This is a genomic window from Pseudomonas extremorientalis (assembly GCF_001870465.1).
GTDB classification, from domain to species: Bacteria; Pseudomonadota; Gammaproteobacteria; order Pseudomonadales; family Pseudomonadaceae; genus Aquipseudomonas; species Aquipseudomonas extremorientalis.
This window is the reverse complement of the sequence record NZ_MDGK01000017.1, coordinates 127,498-148,080: the sequence shown is the minus strand read 5'-3', so window position 1 is coordinate 148,080 and position 20,583 is coordinate 127,498. Positions and strand designations below refer to the sequence as shown.

At 60.0% G+C, this 20,583-nt stretch carries 23 protein-coding genes; 1 reads left to right on the top strand and 22 read right to left on the bottom strand.

The genetic code is table 11. The features are described from left to right. Positions 1-4: 4 nt before the first annotated feature. From hisS to trmJ, 16 genes are all read right to left on the bottom strand, one after another. Positions 5-1,294 (bottom strand): histidine--tRNA ligase, encoded by a 1,290-nt coding sequence (gene hisS, locus BFN10_RS08170; RefSeq protein WP_071489251.1) that lies wholly within the window; start codon positions 1,292-1,294, stop codon positions 5-7. A gap of 21 nt (positions 1,295-1,315) precedes the next feature. Further along, a complete protein-coding gene (gene ispG, locus BFN10_RS08165) occupies positions 1,316-2,425 on the bottom strand; it encodes a flavodoxin-dependent (E)-4-hydroxy-3-methylbut-2-enyl-diphosphate synthase (protein WP_071489250.1) in 1,110 nt (369 codons plus the stop codon). 2 nt (positions 2,426-2,427) lie between these two features. After that, positions 2,428-3,399: a RodZ domain-containing protein gene (locus BFN10_RS08160; protein WP_071489249.1), complete on the bottom strand. Its 972-nt coding sequence runs from the start codon at positions 3,397-3,399 to the stop codon at positions 2,428-2,430. After that, positions 3,399-4,157: a type IV pilus biogenesis/stability protein PilW gene (gene pilW / locus BFN10_RS08155; protein ID WP_071489248.1), complete on the bottom strand. Its 759-nt coding sequence runs from the start codon at positions 4,155-4,157 to the stop codon at positions 3,399-3,401. Before pilW ends, BFN10_RS08160 begins: the two co-directional genes overlap by 1 nt. Positions 4,158-4,169: 12 nt before the next feature. After that, a complete protein-coding gene (gene rlmN / locus BFN10_RS08150) occupies positions 4,170-5,318 on the bottom strand; it encodes a dual-specificity RNA methyltransferase RlmN (RefSeq protein ID WP_071489247.1) in 1,149 nt (382 codons plus the stop codon). Positions 5,319-5,347: 29 nt separating this feature from the next. Further along, positions 5,348-5,773, bottom strand: coding sequence for a nucleoside-diphosphate kinase (gene ndk, locus BFN10_RS08145; protein ID WP_003175956.1), 426 nt, complete (start codon positions 5,771-5,773; stop codon positions 5,348-5,350). A 91-nt stretch (positions 5,774-5,864) separates the two neighbouring features. Then, on the bottom strand, positions 5,865-6,065 hold the full coding sequence (gene iscX / locus BFN10_RS08140) for a Fe-S cluster assembly protein IscX (protein WP_016977667.1): 201 nt from the start codon (positions 6,063-6,065) through the stop codon (positions 5,865-5,867). Positions 6,066-6,079: 14 nt separating this feature from the next. Next, positions 6,080-6,421, bottom strand: a complete 342-nt coding sequence (fdx, locus tag BFN10_RS08135) for an ISC system 2Fe-2S type ferredoxin (RefSeq protein WP_003175958.1) — start codon at positions 6,419-6,421, stop codon at positions 6,080-6,082. Between the two features lie 3 nt (positions 6,422-6,424). Beyond that, on the bottom strand, positions 6,425-8,287 hold the full coding sequence (gene hscA / locus BFN10_RS08130) for a Fe-S protein assembly chaperone HscA (RefSeq protein ID WP_071489246.1): 1,863 nt from the start codon (positions 8,285-8,287) through the stop codon (positions 6,425-6,427). Positions 8,288-8,340: 53 nt separating this feature from the next. After that, complete coding sequence (gene hscB / locus BFN10_RS08125) at positions 8,341-8,862, bottom strand: co-chaperone HscB (RefSeq protein WP_028617850.1); 522 nt, start codon at positions 8,860-8,862, stop codon at positions 8,341-8,343. A gap of 8 nt (positions 8,863-8,870) precedes the next feature. Beyond that, positions 8,871-9,194, bottom strand: a complete 324-nt coding sequence (iscA, locus tag BFN10_RS08120; RefSeq protein WP_003175963.1) for an iron-sulfur cluster assembly protein IscA — start codon at positions 9,192-9,194, stop codon at positions 8,871-8,873. Positions 9,195-9,222: 28 nt separating this feature from the next. After that, the gene (gene iscU, locus BFN10_RS08115; RefSeq protein ID WP_028617851.1) at positions 9,223-9,609 is read right to left on the bottom strand and encodes a Fe-S cluster assembly scaffold IscU; all 387 of its coding nucleotides are present in this window, start codon (positions 9,607-9,609) and stop codon (positions 9,223-9,225) included. Positions 9,610-9,708: 99 nt separating this feature from the next. Next, positions 9,709-10,923, bottom strand: coding sequence for an IscS subfamily cysteine desulfurase (locus tag BFN10_RS08110; protein WP_058423378.1), 1,215 nt, complete (start codon positions 10,921-10,923; stop codon positions 9,709-9,711). Between the two features lie 50 nt (positions 10,924-10,973). Continuing rightward, complete coding sequence (gene iscR, locus BFN10_RS08105; RefSeq protein WP_003194020.1) at positions 10,974-11,465, bottom strand: Fe-S cluster assembly transcriptional regulator IscR; 492 nt, start codon at positions 11,463-11,465, stop codon at positions 10,974-10,976. A gap of 285 nt (positions 11,466-11,750) precedes the next feature. Beyond that, positions 11,751-12,533: a serine O-acetyltransferase gene (cysE, locus tag BFN10_RS08100; RefSeq protein ID WP_058423379.1), complete on the bottom strand. Its 783-nt coding sequence runs from the start codon at positions 12,531-12,533 to the stop codon at positions 11,751-11,753. Positions 12,534-12,535: 2 nt separating this feature from the next. Then, positions 12,536-13,306 carry a tRNA (cytosine(32)/uridine(32)-2'-O)-methyltransferase TrmJ gene (gene trmJ, locus BFN10_RS08095; protein ID WP_071489245.1) on the bottom strand — a complete coding sequence of 257 codons (771 nt, stop codon included), beginning with the start codon at positions 13,304-13,306 and terminating at the stop codon, positions 12,536-12,538. A 145-nt stretch (positions 13,307-13,451) separates the two neighbouring features. Between trmJ and suhB the strand changes: the two genes are divergently transcribed. Next, positions 13,452-14,267 (top strand): type III secretion system regulator SuhB, encoded by an 816-nt coding sequence (gene suhB, locus BFN10_RS08090; RefSeq protein WP_003175971.1) that lies wholly within the window; start codon positions 13,452-13,454, stop codon positions 14,265-14,267. A 223-nt stretch (positions 14,268-14,490) separates the two neighbouring features. On the opposite strand, the gene BFN10_RS08085 is transcribed toward suhB, so the two are convergent. From BFN10_RS08085 to queA, 6 genes are all read right to left on the bottom strand, one after another. After that, on the bottom strand, positions 14,491-15,033 hold the full coding sequence (locus BFN10_RS08085) for a glycine zipper 2TM domain-containing protein (protein WP_015885750.1): 543 nt from the start codon (positions 15,031-15,033) through the stop codon (positions 14,491-14,493). 123 nt (positions 15,034-15,156) lie between these two features. Next, positions 15,157-16,071: a protein translocase subunit SecF gene (gene secF / locus BFN10_RS08080; protein ID WP_071489244.1), complete on the bottom strand. Its 915-nt coding sequence runs from the start codon at positions 16,069-16,071 to the stop codon at positions 15,157-15,159. A gap of 9 nt (positions 16,072-16,080) precedes the next feature. After that, positions 16,081-17,952, bottom strand: coding sequence for a protein translocase subunit SecD (gene secD, locus BFN10_RS08075; RefSeq protein ID WP_071489243.1), 1,872 nt, complete (start codon positions 17,950-17,952; stop codon positions 16,081-16,083). 62 nt (positions 17,953-18,014) lie between these two features. Continuing rightward, positions 18,015-18,353, bottom strand: a complete 339-nt coding sequence (yajC, locus tag BFN10_RS08070; protein WP_003175975.1) for a preprotein translocase subunit YajC — start codon at positions 18,351-18,353, stop codon at positions 18,015-18,017. 43 nt (positions 18,354-18,396) lie between these two features. Next, a complete protein-coding gene (tgt, locus tag BFN10_RS08065; RefSeq protein ID WP_162276409.1) occupies positions 18,397-19,512 on the bottom strand; it encodes a tRNA guanosine(34) transglycosylase Tgt in 1,116 nt (371 codons plus the stop codon). A gap of 5 nt (positions 19,513-19,517) precedes the next feature. Beyond that, on the bottom strand, positions 19,518-20,567 hold the full coding sequence (gene queA / locus BFN10_RS08060; protein WP_071489241.1) for a tRNA preQ1(34) S-adenosylmethionine ribosyltransferase-isomerase QueA: 1,050 nt from the start codon (positions 20,565-20,567) through the stop codon (positions 19,518-19,520). Positions 20,568-20,583: the final 16 nt, after the last annotated feature.

Here is a 20,583-nt window from a genome sequence, read left to right as displayed (position 1 = left end):
AGCTTCAACCCTGCACGACGCAGGTGGCCAAGTGCGCAGCGAGCGCATCAAAGGCAATGTTCTGTTGCTCACCCTGGCCACGCAGGGGTTTGAAACCTATCACTTGCTGGGCCAGTTCGTCTTCGCCGAGGATCAGTGCATACAGCGCACCGCTCTTGTCGGCCTTCTTGAACTGGCTCTTGAAGCTGCCGGCGCCGGCGTTGACCTGCAGGCGCAGGTTCGGCAGTTGATCGCGTACTTGTTCGCTCAGGGCCAGGGCCGCCAGTTCAGCGGCCTCGCCAAAGGCGCACAGGTACACATCCACCTGGCGGGAGATCTCTTCCGGGACCTGCTCCAGGGTTTCCAGCAGCAGGATCAGCCGCTCGATGCCCATGGCAAAACCCACGCCGGTGGTCGGCTTGCCGCCCATCTGCTCGACCAGGCCGTCGTAGCGGCCACCGGCACACACGGTGCCCTGGGCGCCAAGCTTGTCGGTGACCCACTCGAAGACCGTCTTGCTGTAGTAATCGAGGCCACGCACCAACTTTGGATTGATGACGTAAGGAATACCGGCTGCCTCCAGGCGAGCCTTGAGGCCCTCGAAGTGAATGCGGGATTCGTCGTCCAGGTAATCGGCCATTTTCGGCGCGTTGACCAGCACGGCCTGGGTGTCGGCGTTCTTGGTATCGAGGACGCGCAACGGGTTGGTTTTCAGACGGCGCTGGCTGTCTTCGTCCAACTCGTCCAGGTGGGCGGACAGGTACTCGACCAGGGCCACCCGATAGCGGCCCCGGGACTCGCTGGTGCCCAGGCTGTTGAGTTCAAGCTTGACCGCGTCGCGGATGCCCAGCAGGCCCCACAGGCGCCAGGTCAGCACGATCAGCTCGGCGTCGATGTCCGGACCGTCGAGGTTGAACACCTCCAGGCCGATCTGATGGAACTGGCGATAGCGACCTTTCTGCGGGCGCTCGTGGCGGAACATCGGGCCGATGTACCATAGCTTCTGTGGCTGGCCGCCACCGGTGAGGCCATGTTCGAGTACGGCGCGCACGCACGCGGCAGTGCCTTCCGGACGCAGGGTCAGGGAGTCGCCGTTGCGGTCCTCAAAGGTGTACATCTCTTTTTCGACGATGTCGGTCACTTCACCGATGGAGCGCTTGAACAGCTCGGTGAACTCGACGATCGGCATGCGGATCTGCTTGTAACCGTAGTTATCCAGCAGGCGCGCAACAGTGCCCTCGAAGTAGCGCCACAGCGGCGTCTGCTCCGGAAGGATGTCGTTCATGCCACGAATGGCTTGCAGAGACTTGCTCACATCAAATCCTTAAATTCGTTCTTAGCCGCGCGCGATCAGCGCTGCATCAGCCGCGACCTTTTCGGCCGCTTTCTCGCGGATCAGTCTTTCGAGATCATCCACCAGATTGTCATTCGTCAACTTATGCGACGGTTTGCCGTCGATGTAGATCAGGTTCGGTGAGCCGCCGGTCAGGCCGATGTGCGCCTCTTTGGCTTCACCCGGACCGTTGACCACGCATCCGATCACCGCAACATCCAGCGGCACCAGCAGGTCTTCGAGGCGTCCTTCCAGTTCGTTCATGGTTTTCACCACGTCGAAGTTCTGCCGCGAGCAGCTCGGGCAGGCAATGAAGTTGATGCCTCGGGAACGCAAACGCAGGGATTTGAGAATGTCGTAACCGACCTTCACTTCCTCTACGGGGTCTGCCGCCAGGGAGATGCGGATAGTATCGCCAATCCCTTCGGCGAGCAGCATACCGAGACCCACCGCAGATTTCACTGTGCCTGAGCGTAAACCGCCGGCTTCAGTGATACCCAGGTGCAACGGCTGCACGATCTCCTTGGCCAGCAGGCGGTAGGCTTCTACCGCCATGAACACGTCGGAGGCCTTTACGCTGACCTTGTAGTCCTGGAAATTCAGGCGCTCAAGGTGTTCAACGTGGCGCAGCGCAGATTCAACCAGCGCCGCCGGGGTCGGCTCGCCGTATTTCTTTTGCAGGTCTTTTTCCAGGGAGCCGGCGTTGACGCCGATGCGGATCGGAATGCCGCGATCGCGAGCAGCATCCACCACCGCACGCACACGGGCTTCGCTGCCGATGTTGCCCGGGTTGATGCGCAGGCAGTCCACGCCCAGCTCGGCCACGCGCAAGGCGATCTTGTGGTCGAAGTGAATGTCGGCAACCAACGGCACCTTGACCTGTTGCTTGATGCGACCGAAGGCCTCGGCAGCGTCCATGTCCGGCACGGAAACGCGCACGATGTCCACGCCAGCGGCTTCCAGGCGGTTGATCTGGGCAACGGTGGCGGCCACGTCATTGGTGTCGCTGTTGGTCATGCTCTGTACGGCGATGGGGGCGTCGCCACCCACCGGCACCGAGCCGACCCAGATTTTGCGCGATACGCGACGTTTGATTGGAGATTCGCCGTGCATGACTATTGTCCCAACTTCAGGCGAGCGGTCTCGCCGGTGGTGAACGGCGCTACGTCCACAGGCTGGCCGTTGTAGGCCACTTGCGCGCCACGGGCAAAGCCCAGACGCAGCGTCAAAGGAGGTTTGCCGCCCTGGTCGAGCGTATCTCCCTTACGCTTCAGACCGCTAAACAGCACTTTGCCATTGCCGTCGGTGACTTGCGTCCAGCAGTCGGCGACGAAGGTAATCTGTACGCGGCCATCACCGGCGATCAACGCTGGGGTGGTAGGTGGCGAAATCGCTGCCGGGGCAGTCTGGGCCTGAGTCGCTGGCGCCTGTACAGGAGCGGCCGGGGTGTGGGCCGGAGCTGCAGGCGTTGCGGGAGCCGGTGCGACAGCGGTCGCGGCAGGCGGGGTTTCCGGTGCAGGCTGCTCAGTGGCAAGCGGCGCTTCAGGCGCGGCCTGGCCTTCTGCTACAGCCTGGTCTTCCGGCTCGTCCAGCGGATGAATCTGCGTGGTGCCGTCGGCGCTTTCGACTTCGACGTGCTCCATGGCGTTGCTGGTCAGGTCCTTGGTGCGCTGGGAGGTCTGGTCTTGCCACCAGACAAAACCGCCACCAATGACAGCGATCAGCAGCAGCAGGCTGACAATTCGCAAAATAGTGTGGGAAACCCGCACCGGTTCTTCGATGCGACCCAAGCCATGCACATTGCTGCCCTGGGAGTCGGTGCCGGTGAACTGGTCGAATTCCTGGACCAAAACTGCCTGGTCGATCCCCAGCAGCTTGGCGTAGGCACGGATATAGCCGCGGGCGAAGGTATGCCCAGGCAGCTTATCGAACGCGCCAGCTTCCAGGTTGCCCAGGGATGTAGTGGTCAAATTGAGCTTGAGGGCCACTTCCGCCAGCGACCAACCATTGCTTTCGCGGGCCTGACGCAAGGTGTCGCCTGGGTTTACGCGATTAGCTGCTACAACTTCCGGGTGCGCCGCTTTCATCATTGCTCCGACAGGTATTGCTGATATTCCGGCGTACCGGGATAGAGTCGTTCAAGTTGTTGGCCAAAACGTGCGGCCTTGTCGCGTTCTTCATGAACCGTCGCCAGCCGCACACCGAGCAATAGACTACGTGCATTTTGCCCGCTGAGCAGGCTAAAACGCTCGTAATAGTCACGTGCCGGCACATAATGCCTGTCATCAAAGGATATCTCAGCCATTTCGAGCAATGCCCGAGGCTGACGACCGTTCAAATGCAGGGCTTTTTCCAGTTGCCGGCGAGCATTGTCGCGCTGGCCGAGGCGGATCGAGGTGACCCCAAGGTTCTCGAACACCCGCGAACGCTCAGGATAGAGGGTATCGGCGCTGGCTTGCTGGAAATAAAGGGCGGCCTGGTCATAACGTTCCTGCGCAAACAGGAAACTGCCGTAGTTGTTCAGCAGCCGCGGATCGGCAGGGCGTACGGCCAGGGCCTTGTGGAAATAGCGGTCAGCCAGTTCAGGCTCGGCCTGGGCCTGGAACACCAGGGCCAGTGCGGCATTGGCATCGGCGTCGTCGCTGTCCAGCTCAAGGGCCTTCTTCAACGGCACCTTGGCCTGCTCGCTCATGCCTTGTTGCAGGTAACCCAAGCCCAGTTGCACATAGGCAACTCGCGCCTCATCACGGCCTTTACCGGTTTGCAAAGGGCCTTCATGGCCCGATGAAACACAACCGGCCGAAAGACCGGTAAAAAGCAAAAGCAGCGCAAGGCGCAAGGGCATAGAGATCCTCTCTCAGATTCGATTCACAGCGATCAGCGGCAAATCGTCGGCGGCGTTCACTTCGCGTCCGGCGATATAGCGCTCGCTGCGGCGGGTGCGGTCCATCACCTGCCCGACCAATTGGCCACAGGCGGCGTCGATGTCTTCACCACGGGTGGTGCGGACGGTGACGTTGTAGCCGGCCTGGTGCAGTTGATCCTGGAAACGACGGATGGCGTTGTTGCTCGGCCGCTCGTAGCCGGAATGTGGAAACGGGTTGAACGGAATCAGGTTGATCTTGCACGGGGTGTCCTTGAGCAACTCGATCATCTCGACCGCGTGCTCAACCTTGTCATTGATGTCCTTGAGCAAGGTGTACTCGATGGTCAGCACGCGCTTTTCGCCCAGGGACGACATATAACGCTGGCAAGATTCGAGCAGCATCTTAAGCGGATACTTCTTGTTGATTGGCACCAATTGGTTACGCAATGCGTCATTGGGTGCGTGCAGCGACAACGCCAGGGAGACGTCGATGTGCTTGGACAGCTCATCGATCATCGGCACCACGCCGGAGGTGGACAGGGTTACACGGCGCTTGGAGATGCCGTAGCCCAGGTCGTCCATCATCAGGTGCATGGCCGAAACCACGTTGTCGAAGTTCAGCAGCGGCTCACCCATGCCCATCATCACCACGTTGGTGATGGCACGGTCGACGGTCGCCGGGACGCTGCCAAAGGATTTGTTGGCAATCCACACCTGGCCGATCACTTCGGCGGCGGTGAGGTTGCTATTGAAGCCTTGCTTGCCGGTGGAGCAGAAACTGCAGTCCAGGGCACAGCCTGCCTGGGACGAAACGCACAAGGTGCCGCGTTTGCCCTGGGGAATGTACACGGTCTCGACACAGCTGCCGGACGCAACGCGCACCACCCATTTACGGGTGCCGTCGCTGGAGATGTCCTCGCTGACCACTTCCGGACCACGTACCTCGGCAATGGCCTTGAGCTTGTCGCGCAGGGCCTTGCTGACGTTCGTCATGGCGTCGAAATCATCGACGCCAAAGTGGTGAATCCATTTCATTACCTGACCGGCACGGAAACGCTTCTCCCCGATTGAGTCGAAGAATTTCTCCATTTCCGGCTGGGTCAGCCCCAGCAGGTTGGTTTTTACAGTCGATGTCGTCATGGATTCACCCTCACTCTTTAAGCCGATGCTTAGCGAGCGGTTACTTCAGTAGCGGCGAAGAAGTACGAGATTTCGCGAGCAGCAGCGGCTTCGGAGTCCGAACCGTGTACAGCGTTGGCGTCGATGGACTCGGCGAAGTCAGCACGGATGGTGCCGGCAGCGGCTTCTTTAGGGTTGGTAGCACCCATCAGCTCACGGTTCAGAGCGATAGCGTTTTCGCCTTCCAGAACCTGAACAACAACAGGACCGGAGATCATGAAGGCAACCAGGTCGCCGAAGAAGCCACGAGCGCTGTGCTCAGCGTAGAAGCCTTCAGCTTCAGCCTTGGACAGTTGCTTGAGTTTCGAAGCTACAACCTTCAGGCCGGCTTTTTCGAAACGAGTGGTGATCTCGCCGATGACGTTTTTTGCAACAGCGTCAGGCTTGATGATGGAGAAAGTACGTTGAACAGCCATGGTGTAACTCCAGAAACGGTAATTTACGAAAAATTAAACCCGCGAATTATACGCGGGTTATTGGGTATTGCCTAACTGCGTAAGGGAGGCGTCAGTCCTGTTCTTCTTTCCAGGCAGTCTGGATAGCCTCCAGGACCTTCTCACCACCGCGATCACGCTCATCTTCGAACCCTGGCAGCGCCATGACCATGTCACGCAAAGCTACAAAGTTCAGGGAGTAAGGATCCAGATCCGGGTTGGCATCGGCCAACAGGATAGCGATCTCTTGCACATCAACCCATTTAAGACTCATGACACTTCCTTGAATCAATGCGGCGCTTCGGCTGCATGGTTGAGGGAATATTTCGGGATTTCGACGGTGATGTCTTCCGTGCCGACCTTTGCCTGACAGCTTAGGCGAGAAGTCGCTTCCAGGCCCCAGGCACGGTCAAGAAAGTCTTCTTCCAGCTCGTCTGCTTCTTCCAGGGAATTGAAACCCTCGCGGATAATGCAGTGACAGGTGGTGCAGGCGCAGACACCGCCGCAGGCACTTTCGATCTCGATGTGGTTGTCATGGGCAACTTCGAGGATGGACTTGCCGGTCTCAGCCTCCACGACCATACCGTCCGGGCAATGCTCGGCGTGTGGCAGAAAAATGACCTGCGGCATTGATTATTCCTCGATTTCATTCAGGTTGCGCCCGGCCAGTGCGGCTTTCACCGTCTGATCCATGCGGCGGGCGGCAAAGGCATCTGTCACTTGCGACAGGCGCTTGGTCTGTTGCTCGATAGCGTAGCCATCGTTGCCTTTCATCAGCTCGGCCAGTTCCTGCATCTGCAGGTCAATGACCATGCGCTCTTCGGCATCCAGCAGGCGCTCGCCGTCGGCATCAAGGGCACCCTGCACCGCTTCGAGCAGGCGCTGGGCATCCACTTGTTGCTCGCGCAGCACGCGAGCGACCTTGTCGTCACCGGCATACTGGAACGAGTCCTTGAGCATCTTGGCGATTTCGCCGTCGGTCAGGCCGTAGGACGGCTTGACCTGGATGCTGGCTTCAACACCCGAACCCAACTCACGCGCAGCGACGTTGAGCAGGCCGTCGGCGTCGACCTGGAAGGTCACGCGAATCTTTGCCGCGCCAGCCACCATCGCCGGAATGCCGCGCAATTCGAAGCGCGCCAGGGAGCGGCAGTCACTGATCAGCTCGCGCTCGCCTTGCAGCACATGGATCATCATGGCCGTCTGGCCATCTTTGTAAGTGGTGAAATCCTGGGCACGGGCGACGGGGATGGTGGTGTTGCGTGGTATCACCTTCTCCATCAGCCCCCCCATGGTTTCCAGCCCCAGGGACAGCGGGATCACGTCGAGCAGCAGCAGTTCGCCACCATCGCGCTTGTTACCGGCCAGGGTGTCTGCCTGGATCGCGGCGCCGATGGCGACCACCTGGTCCGGATCGATTTCAGTCAGCGGCTGGCGGCCAAAGGCTTCGGCGACGGCTTCACGCACGCGTGGTACGCGGGTGGAACCACCGACCATGACCACTGCACCCACGTCCTCCAGTTCGATACCGGAATCACGTACGGCACGGCGGCAGGCTTTCAGGCTGCGGGCGACCATAGGCTCGATCAGCGCATCGAAGGCTTCGCGGGTCAGTTGGGCCGACCAGTTACCGTAGGAAACTTCAACAGACGCGGAGTCCGTCAGCGCTTCTTTGGCGGCGCAAGCGGTTTGCAGCAGGTTGCGCTGCGCGCCCGGGTCCAGGTCGGCAGACAAGCCGGCGCTGGCGATGATCCAACCCGCAATGGCGTGGTCGAAGTCGTCGCCGCCCAGGGCGCTGTCGCCACCAGTGGCCAGCACTTCGAAGACGCCCCCGGTCAGGCGCAAAATCGATATATCAAAGGTGCCACCGCCCAGGTCGTAAATGGCAACCAGGCCTTCGGCATGCTGGTCCAGGCCATAGGCCACGGCTGCAGCGGTCGGCTCATTGAGCAGGCGCAGCACGTTCAGGCCAGCAAGTTTGGCCGCATCCTTGGTAGCTTGGCGCTGGGCATCATCGAAATAAGCCGGAACGGTGATCACCGCGCCGACCAGTTCGCCGCCCAGGGTCTTTTCCGCGCGCTGACGCAGTACCTTGAGGATATCGGCCGACACTTCCACAGGGCTTTTCGGGCCTTGGACGGTGTCGATGAACGGCATATGGGATTCGCCACCGACAAAGCGGTACGGCAACTGGTCGCCCAATTGCTTGACGTCGGACAGACCACGACCCATCAAGCGCTTGACCGACAGCACGGTATTCAAAGGGTCGGAAGACGCCGCCAGCTTGGCCGACTCACCCACTTCGGTACGATCAACGTGATAGCGCACGGCAGAGGGCAGGATCACCTGGCCATCAGCGTCGGGCAACGGCTCGGACAGGCCACTGCGCAAGGCAGCAACCAGGGAATTGGTGGTGCCCAGGTCAATCCCGACCGCCAGGCGACGCTGGTGCGGTTGAGGGCTTTGGCCGGGTTCGGCGATTTGCAGTAGGGCCATGGTAATCAGGTCTTATCTGTCTATCAGGCGTGCATCACGGGCAGCACACGGGGTTAATCGTCGAGGCGCTCTTCTAGCTGGCGCACTTCGTAGGTGAGCTTGTCGAGGAACTGCATGCGCCGCATCAGGCGTTCGGCCTGCTCACGTTGCGCTGCATCATCCCAACAGGCTGCGAAGCTTTCGTTGAGCTCATCCTGGGCGGTTTTCAGACGACGCTTGAAGACTGCAACACCGGCCAGATCGGCCTCGTCCTGCAAGTCTTCGAGTTCTTCGCGCCACTGCATCTGCTGCATCAGGAAGTCCGGATCATGCACGGTCACTTCCAGCGGCAACTCGCCACCGTTCATCGCGAGCAGGTAGCGCGCGCGTTTCGGGGGGCTTTTGAGCGTCTGATAGGCTTCGTTGAGGCTGGCCGATTGCTCCAGCGCCAGGCGTTGCTCACGCTCGGAAGCGTCAGCGAAGCGGTCCGGGTGCACGCCACGCGCCAGTTCTCGGTAGCGCGTGGCAAGCTGCTCAAGGTCCAGCCGAAAGCTCGGCTGCAGCTCGAATAAAGCGAAATGACAAGGAGTACCCACGAATAGCCTCAGATGTTGAAGCTTTCGCCGCAGCCACATTCACCGCGTACGTTGGGGTTGTTGAACTTGAAGCCTTCGTTCAACCCTTCCTTGACGAAATCGAGTTCGGTGCCGTCCAGGTAGGTCAGGCTCTTGGGGTCGATAATCACTTTCTCGCCGTGACTTTCGAACACCTGGTCTTCCGCAACCACCTCATCGACAAACTCCAGCACGTAGGCAAGGCCGGAACAGCCCGTGGTGCGAACACCCAGACGAATCCCCTCACCTTTACCGCGCCCATTCAGGGAGCGGCGAATGTGCTGCGCAGCCGCTTCTGTCATGCTGATAGCCATCGTTGACTCCTTACTCGTCGCCAAATGCTTAGATCAAGCCTTTCTTCTGCTTGTAGTCGCGAACGGCCGCCTTGATGGCGTCTTCTGCGAGTACCGAGCAGTGGATTTTCACGGGCGGCAGGGCCAGTTCTTCGGCCAGCTGGGTGTTGCTGATAGTGACAGCCTCATCCAGGGTCTTGCCTTTCATCCATTCGGTCGCCAGGGAGCTGGAGGCGATAGCCGAACCGCAACCGTAGGTCTTGAACTTGGCGTCTTCGATAACGCCAGCGTCGTTGACCTTGATCTGCAGGCGCATCACATCGCCGCACGCCGGAGCGCCGACCATGCCGGTGCCGACATCAGGATCTTCCGCGTCCATCTTGCCGACGTTGCGCGGGTTTTCGTAGTGGTCGATGACCTTTTCGCTGTAAGCCATGGTACTGAATCCTCACTCATCAGGGCCGCTCTGGAACCCTGTAGAAACGCCTGCGTTTTCCGCCACGTTCCTACAGAGCTGGGGTGGCGGCTTCTATAGTTAGTGTGCCGCCCACTCGATCTTGGAAATATCGACACCGTCTTTGTACATGTCCCACAGCGGCGACAGGACGCGCAGCTTGTTGACGGCTTCGCAGACTTTCTGCGCGGCGTAGTCGACTTGCTCTTCGGTGGTGAAACGGCCGAACGTAAAGCGGATCGAGCTGTGTGCCAGTTCGTCGTTGCGGCCCAGGGCGCGCAGTACGTACGAAGGCTCAAGGGACGCCGAGGTGCAGGCCGAACCGGACGAAACCGCCAGGTCCTTGAGCGCCATGATCAGCGACTCGCCTTCGACGTAGTTGAAGCTCAAATTCAGGTTGTGCGGTACGCGGGCGGTCATGCTGCCGTTGATGTACAGCTCTTCAAGTCCTTCGACCTGCTTGTAGAAGCGGTCGCTCAGCGCTTTGATGCGCACGTTTTCGGCAGCCATGTCTTCCTTGGCCACGCGGAAGGCTTCGCCCATGCCCACGATCTGGTGGGTCGCCAGGGTGCCTGAACGCATGCCGCGCTCGTGACCGCCGCCGTGCATGGTGGCTTCGATGCGCACACGTGGCTTGCGGCTCACGTACAGGGCGCCGATGCCTTTGGGGCCGTAGGTCTTGTGGGCCGAGAACGACATCAGGTCGACTTTCAGTTTCGACAGGTCGATGTCGACCTTGCCGGTGGACTGGGCAGCGTCGACATGCAGCAGGATGCCCTTGGAACGGGTCAGCTCGCCGATGGCCGCGATGTCGTTGATGGTGCCGATTTCGTTGTTCACGTGAATCACGGAAACCAGGATGGTGTCTTCACGCAGCGCGGCTTCGATCATGGCCGGGGTGACGATACCGTCGGTAGTCGGCTCGAGGTAGGTGACCTCGAAACCTTCACGCTCCAGTTGGCGCATGGTGTCGAGGACAGCCTTGTGCTCAATCTTGGTGGTGATCAGGTGCTTGCCTTTGGTCGCGTAGAAATGCGCCGCGCCCTTGATAGCCAGGTTGTCGGACTCGGTGGCACCGGAGGTCCAGACGATTTCACGCGGGTCTGCACCCACCAGGTCAGCCACCTGGCGACGAGCGTTCTCGACCGCTTCCTCGGCCTTCCAGCCGAACACGTGGGAACGGGAGGCCGGGTTGCCGAAGTTTCCGTCAACCAGCAGGCATTCGCTCATCTTTTGCGCGACACGCGGATCAACCGGGGTGGTCGCTGAGTAATCAAGGTAAATCGGCAATTTCATGGACTTTCTCCTAAATCAGGCTGGCTGGCGCGCCGTTAGCTCTTCGGCTGTCACTCGACGGCGGACGCTTCGATCTTGTCCAGACGCGGCGCCTTGGTGTTGCAACGGCGCTGGTCCTGACGCTGGGCTACTTCTTGCACCTCACGGCGAGTCACAAGATCAGCCAAGCTGATACCACTCAAAAACTCATGGATCTGCAGGCTCAAGTCACACCACAAGTGGTGCGTGAGGCAGGTGTCGCCGGCATGGCAATCACCCAGCCCCTGGCATTTGGTGGCGTCGACGGATTCGTTGACCGCGTCGATCACCTGGGCCACCTGAATGCCCTGCATGTCGCGGGACAACTGATAGCCACCACCCGGCCCACGCACACTGGAAACCAGGTTGCTGCGACGCAATTTGGCGAACAGTTGCTCTAGGTAGGACAGGGAAATGCCTTGGCGCTCAGAGATATCGGCCAGGGACACCGGCCCAGTTTGCGCGTGCAAAGCCAAGTCGAGCATGGCGGTCACCGCGTATCGGCCTTTTGTAGTCAGTCTCATGGACAAGTACCAAGGTGTTTCAGAATGGGAGCAAGTATGCGATTCCCGAGTATTTAAGTCAACTATAAGACCTAGTACTTTAGTCAGGATTACCCGTAAAAAGGGCGCGCGAATCATAGCAGGATGGGGCGACGACGAACAGCGAGAACAGGGGCGGATGGAGATCGCTGGATCAACGGAGACCAAAATGTGGGAGGGAGCTTGCTCCCGATAGCGGTGTACCAGCCACGAAAGTGGTGACTGACACATTGCTACGGGGCCAAGCCCCCCTCCCACAGAACGGCCTCAGCCGGCCTTGGACGCAGCCTCGTCCTTGATCTCGGCGAAGTCTTCTTCGCGCAACTCAGGCAGATCCTTGGCGCAATAGGGGCTACCCAGATCCTTCAACGCACCGCACATTCCCTCCAGCTTGCCGTCCACCGCTTGCAGGTGATCCAGCAACTGGCCGATGGCGCGTGCCACCGGGTCGGGCATGTCCTCGCTGACACCATAAGCATCGAAACCGATCTTCTCGGCCATGGCCTTGCGCTTGGCCTCCTGCTCGTCGCCGGCTTCCGGCTTGACGATGATCCGGCCTGGAATACCGACTACGGTCGCGCCCGGAGGCACAGCCTTGGTCACGACAGCATTGGAACCGACCTTGGCACCCGCACCGACGGTGAAAGGGCCGAGGACCTTGGCGCCCGCCCCTACCACCACGCCATCACCTAGCGTGGGGTGGCGCTTGCCTTTGTTCCAACTGGTGCCGCCCAGGGTCACGCCCTGATAAAGGGTGACGTCATCACCAATTTCGGCGGTCTCGCCAATCACGATGCCCATGCCATGGTCGATAAAGAAACGGCGCCCGACTTTGGCGCCCGGGTGAATCTCGATCCCGGTCAACCAACGACCGAAGTTCGACACCAGCCGCGCCAGCCATTTCCAGCCCATGCCCCACAGGGCACCGGACAAGCGGTGAATCCAGATGGCGTGCATCCCCGGGTAGCAGGTCAGCACTTCAAAGGCGTTGCGCGCCGCCGGGTCACGGTGGAAAACACTCTGGATATCTTCTCGCAAACGCTCGAACATTTTTAATCCTTCCGCTTAAGAAGCTCGCCACGGGCCGCTTTCTGGGTTTCCGTGAGGATGCCACGCAATATATTCATTTCTGCCCGGCTGACCGAGCTGCGTCCGTAAAGGCGACGCAGGCGCGCCATCAAGTGCCGTGGTTTTTCCGGATCGAGGAATTCGATGGCCACCAGGGTTTGCTCCAGGTGCTCATAAAACCGTTCCAGCTCGTCCATGGTGGCCAGTTCGCCACTTTTGGTCGAGGCAACCTCGTCCTTCTCTACCTTGCTCGGCCGGCCAGCAGCGGCCAGCCAGGCCATGCGCACTTCGTACGTCAACACCTGCACCGCAGCCCCGAGGTTCAGCGAGCTGAACTCGGGGTCTGATGGGATGTGCACGTGGTAATGACATCGCTGCAGCTCTTCATTGGTCAGACCGGAGTCTTCACGACCAAACACCAAGGCGATTTCAGCACCACCAGCGGCCTCTTCCACCACCTTGGTGCCGCACTCACGCGGATCCAGCAGTGGCCAGGGGATGCGACGGTCACGGGCGCTGGTGCCAAGCACCAGATTGCAGCCGACCAAGGCGTCTTCCAAGGTGGCGACGACCTGGGCTTTTTCAAGCAGGTCATTGGCGCCGGATGCACGGGCATCGGCCTCGTGATGCGGGAACACGCGCGGGTCGACCAGCACCAGGCGCGTCAGCCCCATGTTTTTCATGGCTCGCGCCACCCCGCCGATGTTGCCGGGATGACTGGTATTGACCAGGACGACACGAATGTTTTGCAGCAAGGGAGGCGCTCTCGGACACGGGAAAGGGGAGCAAATCTTACAGAACAGCCTAAGGTTATGCCATGAAAGCTAACGTCGTCCTTCACCTGAAGAAAGTTTCTGCTAGAATGCTCGGCTTTCTTTAACAACCTTAGGTGACACATCCATGCAGCCCATGCTGAATATCGCGCTGCGCGCCGCCCGCAGCGCCAGTGAATTGATCTTCCGCTCCATCGAGCGCCTGGATACCATCAAGGTCGACGAAAAAGACGCCAAGGATTACGTATCCGAGGTTGATCGCGCCGCCGAACAGAAAATCATCGACGCCCTGCGCAAGGCCTACCCTACCCACGGCATCCTCGGTGAAGAAACCGGCCTGCACAAAGGCAGCGGTGAAGGCGAAGACTACCTGTGGATCATCGACCCACTGGATGGCACCACCAACTTCCTGCGCGGCATCCCACACTTTGCCGTGAGCATCGCGTGCAAATACCGTGGCCGCCTGGAACACGCCGTTGTACTCGACCCAGTCCGCCAGGAAGAATTCACCGCCAGCCGTGGCCGTGGCGCCCAGTTGAACGGTCGTCGTCTGCGCGTCAGCGGCCGCACCAGCCTGGACGGCGCCCTGCTGGGTACCGGCTTCCCGTTCCGTGACGACCAGATGGACAACCTGGAAAACTACCTGGGCATGTTCCGCGCCCTGGTTGGCCAGACTGCCGGCATCCGTCGCGCTGGCGCAGCAAGCCTGGACCTGGCTTATGTGGCCGCCGGTCGTTTTGATGCGTTCTGGGAGTCGGGCCTGTCCGAGTGGGACATGGCGGCAGGCGCTCTGCTGATCCAGGAAGCAGGCGGCCTGGTGAGCGACTTCACCGGTGGCCACGACTTCCTCGAGAAAGGCCATGTGGTTGCCGGCAACACCAAATGCTTCAAGGCAGTACTGACGGCGATCCAGCCGCACCTGCCGGCTTCGCTGAAGCGCTAAGCGAGCGAGCACAAAAAAGCACCCCGAGGGGTGCTTTTTTTATGCCTGGGATTTGAGGTTTGCCGCGACTCCAGCAACAACACAAATCAATTGTGGGAGGGGGCTTGCCCCCGATTGCAGTGGGTCAGCACCTAACAAGCTGACTGATCCACCGCTATCGGGGGCAAGCCCCCTCCCACATTTTGAACTCACATAATTTTTTGCATCTATACCAGGCTTGAGATTACTGCTGGTTCTGGCCCAGCACCAAGCGGCCTTCCTTGTCGACCGGAATCTGGCCGCCTGGATCACGGTCCATACGCACCGAGCCTTCCTTGCCATCCAAGGTGTAACGCACGTCATAACCGACAACCTTGTCGCTGATGTCGTTGACGGTGTTACAGCGGGTTTGCGTGGTGGTGTAGGTATCGCGGTTCTGCATACCTTCCTGAACCTTGTTACCGGCGTAACCGCCACCCACCGCACCGGCTACCGTAGCCAGCTTCTTGCCATTACCGCCACCGACCTGGTTGCCGAGCAGGCCACCGGCCAGTGCACCTACCACAGTGCCGACGATCTGATGCTGATCCTGCACCGGCTTCTGCCGGGTCACGGCGACGTCCTTGCAGACCTCGCGCGGGGTTTTGATCTGGGTTTTCACCGGCTGCACTGCCAGCACTTGCGCATACTCAGGGCCGCTTTTTACCAGGCTGTAGGTGGCAACAGCACCCCCGGCAGTCACACCGACAGCACCCAATACCGCACCAACCAGTAACGACTTGTTCACGTGAACCTCCTGACCATCACAAACGGATCGAAAGATCCGCGCTATACCCAGCCTTGGAGCAAAAAAAAAGGCACGAGTTCAATACTCGTGCCTTCTTTGTAACAGCAGATCAACAAGCGCCCATCAAGGACGGTCGTCGACCTCCTTGCCAGTGCTGGCCGGAGGGATCAGGTCTTCGCTGTTGAGGTTCAGCCAGATCAGCACCACGTTGGCGATGTAGATCGAGGAATAGGTACCCGCCAGTACGCCGATGAACAGCGCCAGGGAGAAGCCCCACAGGTTGTCGCCACCGAAGATCATCAGCGCCGCAATCGCCAGCAGCGTGGAGATCGACGTCGCCATGGTGCGCAGCAGGGTCTGGGTGGTGGAGACGTTGATGTTCTCGATCAGCGACGCCTTGCGCAGTACGCGGAAGTTCTCACGAACCCGGTCGAATACCACGATGGTGTCGTTGAGCGAGTAACCGATGATCGCCAGCACAGCCGCCAGTACGGTCAGGTCGAAGGTCACCTGGAAGTACGCCAGGATACCCACGGTCACGATCACGTCGTGGATCAGCGACACAATCGCGCCGACACCGAACTTCCACTGAAAGCGGAACGCCAGGTAGATCATGATGCCGACCAGCGCCATCAGCATGCCGAGGCCGCCCTGGTCGCGCAGTTCTTCACCGACTTGCGGGCCGACGAACTCGACGCGCTTGACCGATGCCGGGTTGTCGCCGCCGACCTTCTGCAAGGCCTCCGCCACCTGGTGACCCAGTTGCGGGTCTTCGCCCGGCATGCGCACCAGCAGATCCGTGGTCGCACCGAAGCTCTGCACGACGGCTTCGTGATAGCCGGCCTTGACCAGCTCGTTGCGCACCAGGGTAACGTCGGCAGGCTTCTCGTAGGTCAGCTCGATGAGCGTACCGCCGGTAAAGTCCAGACCGTAGTTCAGGCCCTTATGGAACCAGCTGAACAACGCCAGAACGGTAAGGAGCACGGTGACGCCGAACGCAACGTTGCGAACGCCCATGAAGTTGATTGTACGTAACATGGCAGCCCCTTAAATCCACAACTTCTTGAAGTCACGCCCGCCAAAGATCAGGTTGACCATTGCGCGGGTCACCATGATGGCCGTGAACATCGAGGTAAAGATACCGAGGGACATGGTCACCGCAAAACCTTTGACCGGGCCGGTGCCCATGGCAAAGAGAATCCCGCCGACCAGTAAGGTGGTCAGGTTGGAGTCGAGAATCGCGGTAAATGCCCGGCCGAAGCCTTCGTTGATTGCACGCTGTACGGTCATGCCTGCCGCGATCTCTTCACGGATCCGCGAGAAGATCAGTACGTTGGCGTCTACCGCCATACCCATGGTGAGTACGATACCGGCGATACCTGGCAGGGTCAGTGTAGCGCCCAGCAGCGACATCAGGGCCAGCAGCATCACCATGTTGCCCGCCAGGGCCACGGTGGCGATGATGCCGAAGAAGCGATAGATGGCGATGATGAACAGCGACACGAACAACATGCCCCACAAGGCTGCATCGATACCCTTGGTGATGTTGTCGGCACCCAGGCTCGGGCCGATGGTACGCTCTTCAGCGAAGTACATCGGCGCCGCCAAGCCACCGGCACGCAGCAACAGGGCCAGCTCAGACGATTCACCCTGGCCGTTCAGGCCGGTGATACGGAATTGAGCACCCAGTGGCGACTGGATGGTCGCCAGGCTGATGATCTTCTTCTCTTCCTTGAAGGTCTGGACCGGTACGTCTTTCTCGACGCCGTCGACCATTTGCTTGGTGTAAGTGGTGACCGGCCGCTGCTCGATGAAGATCACCGCCATGCTGCGACCGACGTTGCTGCGCGTGGCGCGGCTCATCAGGTCGCCGCCATGGCCATCCAGACGGATGTTCACTTCAGGCGTACCGTGCTGCGAATCGAAACCGGCCTTGGCGTCGGTGACCTGGTCACCGGTGATGATCAAGCCACGCTCGATCAATGCAGGAGGACGGTTGCCTTCGCGGAATTCGAACTCTTCGGCCGTGGCGCGGGTAGCACCCGGCTCAGCCGCCAGACGGAATTCCAGGTTGGCGGTCTTGCCCAGGATACGCTTGGCTTCAGCCGTGTCCTGTACACCTGGCAGCTCAACCACGATGCGGTTGGCGCCCTGGCGCTGAACGATCGGCTCGGCCACACCCAGTTCGTTGACCCGGTTACGCACCGTGGTCAAGTTCTGCTTGATGGAGTACTCACGGATTTCCGCGATCTTGGCTGGCGTCATCGCCAGGCGCAGTACAGGTTGACCATTGAGGTCGGCCGGTACGATATCGAAATCGTTGAAGTTCTTGCGCACCAGCGCACGGGCCTGTTCGCGGGATGCTTCGTCAGAGAAGCCCAGCTGGATGGCGCCGTTGATCTGCGGCAGGCTGCGATAACGCAACTTCTCTTTGCGCAGCAGGCTCTTCACATCGCCTTCGTAGACTTTCAGGCGCGCGTCGAGGGCTTTGTCCATATCGACTTCCAGCAGGAAGTGCACGCCACCGGACAAGTCCAGGCCCAGCTTCATCGGGTGCGCGCCAATGCTGCGCAGCCATTGTGGCGTGGTCTGTGCCAGGTTGAGCGCGACCACATAGTCGTCACCCATGGCCTTGCGCACGACATCCTTGGCCGGCAATTGGTCTTCTGCCTTGGTCAGGCGCAGCAAACCGCCTTTCGCACCAGCTGCCAACGTTGCCGCCTTGACCTGGATACCCGCGTCGTTGAGCGCTTTGCTCGCGCGTTCCAGATCAGCCTGATTGACCTGCAGCGAAGTGCTGGCGCCAGTGATCTGGATCGCCGGGTCATCAGGATAGAGATTGGGAGCGGAATAAATAAAACCGATCGCCAGCACCGCCAGGATCAGTACGTATTTCCACAGAGGGTATTTGTTCAGCATCACGCCGCCCGCTTATAACGCGGGGCGCCTTGCGCGCCCCGTCGATTGGTAAAGGTTGTTACTCAGATCGCTTTGAGCGTGCCTTTTGGCAGCGTGGCGGCGATGGCGCCCTTCTGGAACTTCATTTCTACGGTGTCGGAAACTTCCAGGACCACGAAAGCATCGGAAACCTTGGTGATCTTGCCGGCGATGCCGCCAGTGGTCACCACTTCGTCGCCTTTTTGCAGGCTGCCGAGCAGGTTTTTCTGCTCTTTGGCGCGCTTGGCCTGTGGACGCCAGATCATCAGATAGAAGATGACCAGGAAGCCGACCAGGAAAATCCACTCGAAACCACCGCCCATAGGACCGGCAGCGGCAGGCGCAGCGGCATCAGCCATGGCGTTAGAGATAAAAAAGCTCATTTAGCACTCCAGTTGCAAATAGTGAATCTTAGGGTCGGAAAACTCAGTCCAAGGGCGGCACAGGGAGCCCGCGCTTGGCATAGAAGGCATCGACGAAGGCGGCCAATGTACCCTGTTGAATAGCCTCGCGCAAACCAGCCATCAGGACTTGGTAGTGACGCAAATTGTGGATGGTATTCAACATGCTACCCAGCATTTCCCCGCACTTGTCCAGATGGTGCAGATAAGCACGGGAGAAGTTCAGGCAGGTGTAGCAGTCACAGGTGGGATCCAGCGGCGAATCATCATGGCGATGGAACGCGTTACGGATCTTCAGCACGCCTGTATCGATGAACAGATGCCCATTGCGGGCATTACGGGTTGGCATCACGCAATCGAACATGTCCACACCGCGGCGCACACCCTCTACGAGATCTTCCGGTTTGCCAACGCCCATAAGGTAACGAGGTTTGTCAGCGGGCATCAGGCTCGGCAGGTAATCCAGCACCTTGATCATCTCGTGCTTGGGCTCGCCCACCGACAGACCGCCGATGGCCAGGCCGTCAAAGCCGATCTTGTCGAGGCCTTCCAGCGAGCGCTTGCGCAGGCTTTCATGCATGCCGCCCTGGACGATCCCGAACAGCGCCGCCGTATTGTCGCCATGGGCGTTCTTCGAGCGCTGGGCCCAACGCAGCGACAACTCCATGGAAATCCGCGCGACGTCTTCGTCTGCCGGGTACGGCGTGCACTCGTCGAAAATCATCACGATGTCGGAACCCAGGTCGCGCTGCACCTGCATCGACTCTTCCGGGCCCATGAACACTTTGGAACCGTCCACCGGCGAGGCGAAGGTCACGCCCTCTTCCTTGATCTTGCGCATGGCGCCCAGGCTGAACACCTGGAAACCACCCGAGTCGGTCAGGATCGGGCCCTGCCACTTCATGAAGTCATGCAGGTCGCCGTGCTTCTTGATCACTTCCGTGCCCGGGCGCAGCCACAGGTGGAAAGTGTTGCCGAGGATGATTTCGGCGCCGGTGGCGACGATGTCACGCGGCAGCATGCCTTTTACGGTGCCGTAAGTGCCCACGGGCATGAAGGCCGGGGTCTCGACGGTGCCGCGCGGGAAAGTCAGGCGACCACGACGGGCTTTACCGTCGGTGGCGAGCAATTCAAACGACATACGACTCATAGTTGTTCCTCTGGGCCGCGTGGCGCCGGGTTACGGGTGATAAACATCGCATCACCGTAGCTGAAAAAACGGTACCCATTGTCGATGGCGGCTTGATAAGCGGCCATGGTCTCGGGGTAACCGGCAAATGCCGACACCAGCATCAACAGCGTGGATTCCGGCAAATGGAAGTTGGTGACCAGGCAATCGACCACATGGAACGGCCGACCTGGGTAGATAAAGATATCGGTATCGCCGCTGAACGGCTTGAGCACGCCATCACGCGCCGCACTCTCCAGGGAGCGCACGCTGGTGGTGCCCACCGCGATCACCCGCCCGCCACGCGCTTTGCACGCAGCCACGGCATCCACGACGTCCTGGCTGACTTCCAGCCATTCGCTGTGCATATGGTGGTCTTCGATGTTATCCACACGCACCGGCTGAAACGTCCCGGCCCCCACGTGCAGGGTCACATAGGCGGTCTCGACGCCCTTGGCCGCAATCGCATCCAGCAGCGGCTGGTCGAAATGCAACCCGGCCGTCGGCGCGGCAACGGCGCCCAGGCGTTGGGAGTACACCGTCTGATAGCGCTCGCGGTCCGAGTCTTCGTCGGGGCGGTCTATATAAGGAGGCAACGGCATATGGCCGACACGCTCCAGCAGCGGCAACACCTCTTCGGCGAACTTGAGCTCGAACAGCGCATCATGGCGCGCCACCATCTCGGCTTCGCCACCGCCATCAATGAGGATGGAAGAGCCCGGTTTCGGCGACTTGCTGGAGCGCACATGGGCCAGCACGCGATGGCTGTCCAGCACCCGCTCCACCAGGATTTCCAGCTTGCCGCCAGAGGCTTTCTGGCCAAACAGCCGCGCCGGAATCACCCGGGTATTGTTGAACACCATCAAGTCGCCTGGGCGCAAATGCTCAAGCAAATCAGTGAATTGACGGTGTGCGAGGGCACCGCTCACCCCGTCCAGGGTCAGCAGTCGACTGGCGCGACGCTCGGCCAAAGGGTGGCGAGCGATCAGCGAATCAGGGAGCTCAAAAGTAAAGTCAGCAACGCGCATGATGGGGTTCGTCTAG